Annotated in this window: 9 protein-coding genes and 1 tRNA gene; 3 read left to right on the top strand and 7 right to left on the bottom strand. The window is 66.4% G+C overall.

Going from position 1 to position 9,673, the window contains the following annotated elements:
• A partial coding sequence (locus QZV72_RS02255) for a kinase/pyrophosphorylase (protein ID WP_297004713.1) occupies positions 1 to 180 on the bottom strand: 180 nt, incomplete at its 3' end.
• A 596-nt stretch (positions 181 to 776) separates the two neighbouring features.
• On the opposite strand from QZV72_RS02255, the gene QZV72_RS02250 reads away from it, so the two are divergent.
• Complete coding sequence (locus QZV72_RS02250) at positions 777 to 1,916, top strand: hypothetical protein (protein WP_297004710.1); 1,140 nt, start codon at positions 777 to 779, stop codon at positions 1,914 to 1,916.
• Position 1,917: 1 nt separating this feature from the next.
• Here QZV72_RS02250 and QZV72_RS02245 read toward each other — a convergent pair.
• The 3 genes from QZV72_RS02245 to QZV72_RS02235 form a co-directional block, all read right to left on the bottom strand.
• Positions 1,918 to 1,993, bottom strand: a tRNA-Lys gene (locus QZV72_RS02245).
• A gap of 171 nt (positions 1,994 to 2,164) precedes the next feature.
• Positions 2,165 to 3,667, bottom strand: a complete 1,503-nt coding sequence (locus QZV72_RS02240) for an acetyl-CoA hydrolase/transferase family protein (protein ID WP_297004708.1) — start codon at positions 3,665 to 3,667, stop codon at positions 2,165 to 2,167.
• Positions 3,668 to 3,925: 258 nt separating this feature from the next.
• A complete protein-coding gene (locus tag QZV72_RS02235; protein ID WP_297004705.1) occupies positions 3,926 to 5,428 on the bottom strand; it encodes a succinate CoA transferase in 1,503 nt (500 codons plus the stop codon).
• Positions 5,429 to 5,740: 312 nt separating this feature from the next.
• On the opposite strand from QZV72_RS02235, the gene dusB reads away from it, so the two are divergent.
• Both dusB and phoU read left to right on the top strand, forming a co-directional pair.
• Positions 5,741 to 6,949: a tRNA dihydrouridine synthase DusB gene (dusB, locus tag QZV72_RS02230; RefSeq protein ID WP_297004702.1), complete on the top strand. Its 1,209-nt coding sequence runs from the start codon at positions 5,741 to 5,743 to the stop codon at positions 6,947 to 6,949.
• 150 nt (positions 6,950 to 7,099) lie between these two features.
• Entirely contained in the window at positions 7,100 to 7,837 is a 738-nt protein-coding gene (gene phoU / locus QZV72_RS02225; protein ID WP_297004699.1) for a phosphate signaling complex protein PhoU, read from the top strand.
• Here the strand turns inward: phoU and QZV72_RS02220 are convergent.
• The 3 genes from QZV72_RS02220 to QZV72_RS02210 form a co-directional block, all read right to left on the bottom strand.
• Positions 7,834 to 8,385, bottom strand: coding sequence for an AAA family ATPase (locus QZV72_RS02220; RefSeq protein WP_297004696.1), 552 nt, complete (start codon positions 8,383 to 8,385; stop codon positions 7,834 to 7,836). The genes phoU and QZV72_RS02220 overlap by 4 nt on opposite strands.
• A 131-nt stretch (positions 8,386 to 8,516) precedes the next feature.
• Positions 8,517 to 9,293, bottom strand: coding sequence for a phosphate ABC transporter ATP-binding protein PstB (gene pstB / locus QZV72_RS02215; RefSeq protein ID WP_297004693.1), 777 nt, complete (start codon positions 9,291 to 9,293; stop codon positions 8,517 to 8,519).
• A gap of 51 nt (positions 9,294 to 9,344) precedes the next feature.
• A partial coding sequence (locus QZV72_RS02210) for an ABC transporter permease subunit (RefSeq protein ID WP_297004690.1) occupies positions 9,345 to 9,673 on the bottom strand: 329 nt, incomplete at its 5' end.

The following is a 9,673-nucleotide window of genomic DNA, read 5'->3' as shown; positions in this document are numbered from 1 at the left end:
TTCCTCGGTGATCCTGGCGACGGCGCGGCGGGCGGCGTCCACCGAGTCGATGAACGGGAGGTGGCGCCGGCGCCAGTCGAAGCCCGGGAACTGCGCGAGCAGCGCGTTTCCGAGGGTTTCCGCGGTGATTCCGGTGCTGTCGGAGACGAAGTAGACAGGACGTCCTGTCAGGTCCACCATGTGCGTCCTCACTGCTGTCGCTGCTGTCGTCTGTGCGCACCGTCTCGCGCCGGTGGTCCACTGTCACCGTTGAAGATGCCCCCGAGGGTAGCAGTGAACACCGAACAGTCCCACGTGACACTGTGGGATTCCAACCCCGGACGGGGTTATCCGACCGCGCGGGGCTGCCACAGTGGCCTCTCCCCCGGCGACGCCACAGGTTTCGTCCCAGAGCCATCTGGTCAGCCCGGGCGTCACCGGAGAATTACGGTTCAACCTCCTTCTGCGCAGTTCTTTGATGACACTGGGACAAACCTCGTGGCGCGGCACCAGTCCGGCACAGCCCCACTTGGAACCGGACCCCTCGGCGAGACCACCGGATCCCTGTTCGAGCGGCGAAGGAGGGTGTCGGCTCACTGCGTAGACTGACCTCAGGCAGACCAGCCCCCACCACACCAGGAGCACCGATAACCGGCACCCCGACAAACTCCGGAGAGATCCAGCTCATCCAGGATGATGACGGACTCGCGGTGATCGGCGAACCAGGGCTGGTTGAACGGTTCTGCGACACGCTCGGCCTCACAGGCAAGACCCCAGTCCGGGACCTCGGCTCACGCATGACCGGAGCATCCGGGTTGTTGCAGGCCGGATCGGACATCGCTGAGAGTTCCGGCCGGTGGATGAAGCTCACCGGGGAGTCCGCCGCAGCAGTGAAGCGGTTCCCCATGGTGACGAACTCGACCACGGGGAATCTCCACGCGACCCTGCGGGCAGCCGACGGGACGATCGCCGAGACCCTGCAGTTCGTCACAGGACCAGCTGTCGGTGCTGCCACCCTCGCGACCCCTGCGGGGTTGGCCACTGCAGCCTCGATGATGAACCAGATGGCCATGCAGCAGACCATCGAGGAGATCACCGAGTTCCTCGCCTCCATCGACAGGAAGGTCGACGACCTCCTGCGGAACCAGACGACCACCGTCGTCTCGAGGCTGTACGGGGTAGGTGACGTGATCGACGACGCGGTCACCGTGCGTGATGCGGTCGGATACGTCTCGGAGACCAGCTGGTCGAAGGTCCAGAACGCGGCGAGCGTCATCGCGGGTGCCCGGCGGTACGCGCTCCAGCAGCTCTCGGACATCGCCGACCGGATTGACGGGGAGCGGGATCTCGGTGACCTGGCGAAGTTGATCTCCGGCGTAGGCGCCGAGGTCAGGGACTGGCTGACCGTCCTCGCACGGTGCATCCAGCTCCAGGACCAGTCGGACAGCCTCGAGCTCGACCGGATGGCCGAGACCGGTCCCGGAGACCTTGAGCTCCAGCGTCGGGCGTTGCAGACCGCCCGGGAGAACCGACGGGCCCAGGTATCCGAGGTGACGGTCTCCCTCATGGACCGCATCACGGCAGCGGCCGAACGTGCCAACACCAAGGTGCTTCTGCACCCGCTGCCGTCCGGTCGAGTGGTCCGTTCAAGCAACCAGCTGGCGGCGAGCGTGATCGATTTCCAGGAGAGTCTGGGGGTGACTGATGAACAACGCCATGTGGCCGCACGTCGCTGGCGGGCAGCTGTCGGCGAGGCCCGGGATGCCGCCATCGCCGAGGCTGCCAAGGTGAGCAACCGCTTCTCCCGTGGCGCCAGAGCCTTCCGCTCTGCGTTCAAGGAGGACGACACCCCCGTTGATGAGACCGTTCCGGAGGACGACACACATGCCGGAGGGCACCTCCCGACGAAGCGGGAGATGCCCTCTGAGCTGGACTGACTGGTGGGCCCTGTGGGGCTCGAACCCACGACCTGCGGATTAAAAGTCCGTAGCTCTACCAACTGAGCTAAAGGCCCGTGCCACTGTCGATGGAGAGTGTAGCGCACACCCCACCACAGATGTGCGTCCACCCCGGGGAAATGTTCCGCCAGCCGCAGCGGAGCATTCCTCCCCGACCCCCGGGCGCCACGGCAGCCGCACCGTGGTCTTCCGTCCGCCGGGGTGCCTCGGACGCTGAAACGCGTGCCCTACTTCAGCATCGAGCCCGTCTCCACGAACCGCTTCTGGAAGTCGAAGACGTGGGCCAGCTCATGCGGGGTCTGGAGGAACTCACCCTGCCCCGCCCGGTCGACGTACTCCTGCAGCAGCGGCCGGTACTCCGGCGCGGCGATGGCGATCATCTTCTCGGCACGGTCACGCGGGGCCAGGCCCCGTAGATCGGCGTAACCGTACTCGGTGATGACCACCATGACGTCGTGCTCAGTGTGGTCGGTGTGGGTCACGTAGGGCACGATGGCCGACAGCGCGCCACCCTTCGCAACCGCCGGGCTGATGAAGGAGGAGATGTACGCGTTACGGGTGAAGTCACCCGAACCACCGATGCCGTTCATCACACGGGAGCCGATGACGTTGGTGGAGTTGATGTTGCCGTAGATGTCGGCCTCGATCATGCCGTTGGTGGCGATGAGACCGAGCCGGCGGATGACCTCGGGGTGGTTGGAGACCTGCTGCGGGCGCAGAATGATCGAGTCGCGGTACTTCGCCGCGTCCCGGTTCATCCGTTCCGCGTACTCCGGGGACAGGGAGAAGGACGTGGCGGACGCGACGGTCATCTTGCCCGCGTCGATGAGATCGATCAGCCCGTCCTGGATCACCTCGGTGTACGCGGTGATGTTCTCGAACTTCGAGTCCAGCAGTCCCGCCATCACGGCGTTCGGTACGTTTCCGACGCCGGACTGCATGATGTACCGGTCGTAGGACAGGCGGCCGGCGGAAACCTCACCCTCGAGGAAGTCGAGGAAGTGGCCGGCGATCGCCTTCGAGGTGTCGTCCAGCGGTTTGAAGGGGGCGTTGCGGTCGGGGGAGTCGGTCTCGACGACGGCGACGACCTTCGACGCGTCGATGTCAATGTAGGGGGAACCGATGCGGTCACCGACACCGGTGATCGGGATGGGCTGGCGGTGGCCGGGCAGCGGGATGCGGTAGATGTCGTGCATGCCCTCCAGCTCCTCGGACTGCCAGGAGTTCACACCGAGGATGATCTTCTCGGCGGCGTCGAGGTACTCGACGTTGTTACCGACCGAGGACGAGGGGACGATGCGGCCGTCCTCGAGGATCCTGGTGACCTCGACGATGGCGACGTCCATCTTCCCGAAGAACCCCTCCTGGACCATCATGCCCAGGTGGGATAGGTGGATGTCCGCGTACTTCAGCTTTCCCGCGTTGATCTTCTCGCGCATGACCGGATCGGACTGGTACGGGGCGCGGAAGCTGACGGCGTCCGCCTCGGCGAGCTCTCCGTCGAGTTCGGCGGAGGTGGAGGCACCGGTGAGCAGCCGGATCGCGAAACTGTCACCGCGGTCGTGGAACTCCTTGGCCCGCTTGGCGATCGCGGTCGGCAGCACCTTCGGGTAGCCGGCGCCGGTGAAACCCGACATGCCGACGAGGTCACCGTCGTTGACGAATGTGGCGGCCTCATCGGCGGACATGACCTTCGCGCGCAGCCCCGCGTGGGCGATCCTGTCTGACATTGTGTGTTTTCTCCTCAGGTGGGGGTTCGGTGGTCACCGTATCCGGTGATGGACATCACGTTGCGTCCACCAACGTGACAGCCATTATATGGATTGAGAAACATACTTTCCGGATTGACTCCATTCGGGGGTGGTGCGCTCCGCTCCCCTCCCTCAACTCTCCCCCGCAGGACGCGAAAAGACCCGCCGGACGCGGTGTGCGTCGGCGGGTCTCCCGCCCCCCGTCACCAGGGAACGGTGGCCGGGCGAAGGCCGGAACTACTTCATCATGGAGCCGGTCTCCAGGAAACGGGTGTGGAACTCGAAGGCGCGGGTGAGGTCGTGCGGGGTGTGCTGGGCCCTGGACCTGGAGGCGAACTCCACGTACTCCTCCAGCAGCGGCCGGTACTCCGGCGCGGCGACGGCGATCATCTTCTTCACACGGTCACGCGGGCACAGCCCACGCAGGTCCGCGTAGCCCTGCTCGGTGACGATGAGCTTGACGTCGTGCTCGGCGTGGTCGACGTGGGAGGCGAAGGGCACGATGGCGGATATGGCGCCGCCCTTGGCCACCGAGGGGGTGACGAACGAGGAGATGTAGGCGTTGCGGGTGAAGTCACCCGAACCGCCGATACCGTTCATCATCTTGGAACCGGCGACATTGGTGGAGTTCACGTTGCCGTAGATGTCTGCCTCGATCATGCCGTTGATGCCGATCGGGGCCAGCCGGCGGATGACCTCCGGGTGGTTGGAGATCTGCTGCGGGCGCAGGATGATGTGGTTCTTGTACCGGGTGGCGTCGTCGTTCATCCGGTGCGCGGCGTCCAGCGACAGGCAGAAGGATGTGGCGGACGCCATCGTCATCTTTCCCGCGTCGATGAGGTCGAGCATGCCGTCCTGGATCACCTCGGTGTACGCGGTGATGTTCTCGAACTTCGAGTCCAGCAGGCCTGCGAGAACGGCGTTGGGGACGTTGCCGACACCGTTCTGCAGCACCAGGCGGTCGTAGGCGAGCCGACCTGCCTCGACCTCACCTTCGAGGAAGTCGAGGAGGTGACCGGCGATGGCCCTGGAGGTCTCGTCGACCGGTTTGAAGGGGGCGTTACGGTCCGGACCGTCGGTGAAGACCACCGCGGCGACCTTGGAGGTGTCGATGTCGATGGAGGTGCCGCCGATGCGGTCACCGGGGTCGACGATCGGCAGCGGGACGCGGGATCCCGGCATCGGCATGCGGTAGATGTCGTGCATACCCTCGAGCTCGGCAGCCTGCCACTCATTGATCTCGATGATGATCCGGTCGGCGGCGTCCATGTACTCGATGTTGTTGCCGACAGCGGAGGACGGGACGATCGAGCCGTCCTCACGGATGGCGACGGCCTCGACGATGGCGACGTCCATGTGGCCGAAGAAGCCCTCCTGGACATACATGCCGATCTCGGAGAGGTGGATGTCGGTGTACTTGACCTTGCCCTCGTTGATCTTGGCCCGCATCCTGGGGTCGGTGTTGAACGGGGAGCGGAAGCTCACGGCGTCCGCGTCGGCGAGGACGCCGTCATTCTCCGGGGCGGTGGAGGCGCCGGTGAGAATCTTCACGGCCCACTCGTCACCGCGGTCATGGGCCGCCGTCGCCTTGGCGGCGATGGCGGCGGGCATCCCCTTGGGGTAGCCGGCACCGGTGAAACCGGAGGTCCCGATCATGTCACCGTTGTTGATGAACTGGACCGCCTCGTCGGCGGACATGACCTTGGACTTCAGGGCCTGGTTCCTGATGCGCTCTGACACTGACTCTCCTTGTAGTGATCTCTGTGTGGATCTTTGTTTACTGATCGAACACTCTCCCGGCCGCCCAAGTATGGCAGCTGGTGACGCCCTACCGCATCGTCGGCTCTCCGGCGGCGTTTTCCGCCGAACTCCCGCCGGCTGTGACAGGTTCCACCCCACCCTAGTTATGCCGTTGAAGTCACTGGAAAATGAGGTACCACACATCACCCCCGCCCGCTACACCCGCGTTGTCCACAACCTCCGGGAGGTCTGACCGGAGCTCACCGCGACGCGGAATTGCACCGGTCACGCCCCCGGTGTGAGAATCGGACGGTGACTGCAGCAACCACGGGGCCGACATCCTCTCCCGCCCTGACCATCGGGCCACTCGAACTGGCGTCCCCGGTGGTCCTGGCGCCCATGGCCGGGGTCACCAACGTCGCCTTCCGCACCCTCTGCAGGGAGCAGGAGAGGCAGCGCACCGGGTCAGCCTCCGGCCTCTACGTCTGTGAGATGATCACCGCCCGCGCCCTCGTCGAACGCAATCCGAAGACCCTCCACATGACGACATTCGGCCCCGATGAGTCACCCCGGAGTCTGCAGCTCTACACCACCGACCCGGAGTACACGTACAGGGCGGCGCGGATGCTCGCCGAGGAGGACCGCGCCGACCACATCGACATGAACTTCGGCTGCCCGGTCCCCAAGGTGACCCGGCGGGGCGGTGGCTCGGCACTGCCCTACAAGCGACGCCTCTTCGCGGCGGTCGTCGGCGCGGCGGTCAGGGGCGTGGCGGACGCCGGACGCGGCTCCGGTCCGGACGCCGTCCCCGTCACCGTGAAGTTCCGCGTCGGCATCGACGATGAGCACCACACCCACCTCGACGCCGGACGCATCGCCGCGGACCAGGGGGCCGCTGCCGTCACCCTGCACGGCCGCACCGCCGCGCAGCGGTACTCCGGTGCCGCCGACTGGGGCGAGATCGCCAGGTTGGTCAGGCACATGGACGGTACCGGGGTCCCGGTACTGGGCAACGGCGACATCTTCCGGGCCTCGGACGCCGCGGCGATGATGGAGCAGACCGGCTGCGACGGCGTCGTCGTGGGACGCGGCTGCCTGGGGCGCCCGTGGTTGTTCGCCGAGCTCTCCGCCCATCTGCGGGGCAAGGAAATTCCGGCGGAGCCGACACTCGGCGAGGTGGCGCACATCATCGCGCGTCACGCCGAACTGCTGGCCGAACATGACGGTGAGAAGCACGCCAGCCGCGACATCCGCAAGCATGTCGCCTGGTACCTGCGCGGATTCCCCGCCGGCGGGGAGATGCGTCGCCGGCTCGGCTCGATCAACAGTCTCGCCGACCTGCGGGACGTCCTCGATCCAATCTGGGACTCCGGGGCCACCGCCGCCGACGCCGACGGCGCCCGTGGCCGCCGAGGTTCACCCGGCAAGGTCTCACTGCCCCACAACTGGCTCGACGATCCGTGGGAGGACCTCGGCGGCGTCGCCGAGGACATGGGCGACGCCGCGAACAACGGTGGCTAGCACCGGATGACCGCGGCCCGCTCCGCAGCAGGCACGTATCGGTGCACAATCCATGGGGACACCCCACGATAGGCGTCCCCTACATGAACGCAGGATGAAGACTGCGCGCAGAACAGGCCCGGACCGTCAGACACACGTAGACTGTCCGCCATGCGCACTGTGTACCAGGAACAGATGCGGACTTTCGCCCACGACCTCGCTGTGATGTCTGACCGGGTCCGCACAATGATGTCCCAGGCCTGCACGGCCCTCTTCGAGGCGGACATCGAGACCGCGGAGAACGTCCTCAGCTCGATCGACGGGGTCGAGGATCTCCGCAAGGGGGCCGAGCAGACCTCGTTCGAGCTGCTCGCCCTCGAAGGCCCGGTCGCCCGTGACCTCCGTCAGGTCGTCTCGGGCACCTACATCGTCGAGGACCTCGCCCGGATGGCGAGCCTGGCGGTCCACATCGCCCGGCTCGCGCGACGGCACCACCCCGACCACACTCTCCCGGAACCGGTGGAGCCGTACTTCCGGGAGATGGCACGGCTGGTCGACGAGATCGGTGCGAAACTCCACGATGTCCTGGTCACCTACGATCCCGAGAAGGCGATGGAGCTCGCCCTCGACGATGACGCGGTCGACGACCTCCACGAGCACATGTTCCAGCTCACGACGAAGCGGGACTGGCCGTGGCCGGTGTCCGCGGCGGTGGACGTCACCCTGCTCTCCCGCTACTTCGAGCGGTACTCGGACCATGCCGTGAACATCGGCACCCGGGTGGTCTACCTGGCGACCGGCAAGCAGCCGGCCGAGTACGAGACCACCCAGCGCAGTGCCGAACAGCAGGAGACGATGCGGGAGCAGTTCGATGAGATCCGGCGCCGCTACGGCTCCGACGCCTTCTAGTCCACCCCGGCCCGTCGCGCCACCGACAGTGCGGCCAGCGCCGCCTCCGCCAGGACCCCCGGTCCACGGGTGGCGTCCACCCGGATACCGGGTTCATCGGCGCGCAGCCGCTCGAGTTCGGCGTACTGGCGGCGCAGTACCTCCTCGCCGTCCCCGTCGGGCACCCGTCCGGTCTGCTGACGGATCCGCTCCCGGATGACGTCGTGGGTCCCCTCGACGTGGACGAAGAAGACGAAACCCTCCGCCTCGCGGAAGATGTCGCGCGCCCGCCGTCCCAGGCCGAGGCTCACCACGACGGTGGAGTGGCCCTGACGGGCCTGGTCGGTGAGCCAGTCACGGATGGCGTACGCCCAGGGGAGCCGGTCGTCCGGGGAGACGAACCTCCCGTCCGCCATCTTCACGCGGACGTCCGCGGGCTGCAGTTCCTCGGCGGTCGCCCCGGTGAAACCGGTGCGGCGCACCAGCTCCTCCGCCAGAGCGGCCTTACCGCTGCCGCTGACCCCCATGAGCACGATGTGCACGGCCTGTGCCGGTTCCACTGTCGTCATGTCACCTGTTCCTTTCGACGCCTCAAGTGTGGCACGAAAACAGAACGGGGGTGGCGGGCGTTGTCGGCACCCCACGCCGGTCAGCCACGGCCCCCGGCGACGGCCCCGTGGTCCCCCTCCCCCGGCCCCGGTCAGCCGAAACGTCCGGAGATGTAGTCCTCGGTCTCCTGTCGCTCCGGAGACTCGAAGATCTTCTTGGTCGGGCCGACCTCGACGAGCTGGCCGGGGCGTCCCGCCGCCTCCAGCGAGAAGAACGCGGTCTGGTCGGAGACCCGCGCCGCCTGCTGCATGTTGTGCGTGACGATGACGATGGTGAACTCCTCCTTCAGCTCGTGGATGAGGTCCTCCACCGCCAGGGTCGAGATGGGGTCCAGGGCGGAGCAGGGCTCGTCCATGAGCAGCACCTCGGGCTCCACCGCGATGGCGCGGGCGATGCACAGACGCTGCTGCTGACCACCCGACAGTCCCCCGCCGGGCTTGTCGAGGCGGTCCTTGACCTCTTCCCAGAGGTTCGCCGCCCGCAGCGACTTCTCGGCGACCTCGCTGAGCTTCCTCTTGTTCTTCACTCCCGCCAGCCTCAGGCCGGCGACGACGTTCTCCTCGATGGACATCGTCGGGAAGGGGTTGGCCTTCTGGAAGACCATGCCGATGGTGTTGCGCACCGCGACCGGGTCGATCCGGCGGTCGTAGATGTTCTCCCCGTCGAGCAGGATCTCTCCGTCGACGTAGGCGCCGGGGATGACCTCGTGCATCCGGTTCAGGGAGCGCAGCACGGTGGACTTGCCGCAGCCGGATGGGCCGATGAAAGCGGTGACGGACCGGGGCGGGACCTGCAGGTCCACGTTCTGCACGGCGTGGAAGTCACCGTAGAAGATGTTGACGTCCCGCAGGTCGAGTCGTTTGGCCATGATGCGTTCCTTCTCGTGGGTGTTTCCGGTGGGTGGTGCCGGTGGTTGTTGCTAGCTGGTCTTGACGGAGTAGCGGTGGGAGACGAACCGGGCGGCGAGGTTCAGTACGGCGATGAGGAGCACCAGGGTGAGCGCCGCGCCCCACAGGCGCGAGAGCACCTGGTCGTTGGACTGCAGCTTGTACATCTCCAACATGAACAGCGGCAGTGAGTTCTGGTTGCCCTCCAGCACATTCCAGTTGATCACCGGGGTGGCGCCGACGAGGATCAGCACCGGGGCGGATTCGCCCATGATGCGTGCCACGGCGAGCATGATGCCGGTGACGATGCCGGAGAGGGCGGTGGGCAGCACGATCTTCACGATCGTCTTCCACTTCGGGA

Source organism: uncultured Corynebacterium sp., from assembly GCF_902782855.1.
In the GTDB taxonomy this organism is placed as follows: Bacteria; Actinomycetota; Actinomycetes; order Mycobacteriales; family Mycobacteriaceae; genus Corynebacterium.
Note: the sequence above shows the minus strand (reverse complement) of the source record. Positions and strands in the feature narration are given on the sequence as shown.

What these genes read in the sequence shown, in the direction of transcription:
- QZV72_RS02220 (WP_297004696.1), bottom strand. Translation starts at nt 8,385, where the DNA reads ATGACGACAGTGGAACCGGCACAGGCCGTGCACATCGTGCTCATGGGG.
- QZV72_RS02250 (WP_297004710.1), top strand. Translation starts at nt 777, where the DNA reads ATGACCGGAGCATCCGGGTTGTTGCAGGCCGGATCGGACATCGCTGAG.
- pstB (WP_297004693.1), bottom strand. Translation starts at nt 9,293, where the DNA reads ATGGCCAAACGACTCGACCTGCGGGACGTCAACATCTTCTACGGTGAC.
- QZV72_RS02240 (WP_297004708.1), bottom strand. Translation starts at nt 3,667, where the DNA reads ATGTCAGACAGGATCGCCCACGCGGGGCTGCGCGCGAAGGTCATGTCC.
- phoU (WP_297004699.1), top strand. Translation starts at nt 7,100, where the DNA reads ATGCGCACTGTGTACCAGGAACAGATGCGGACTTTCGCCCACGACCTC.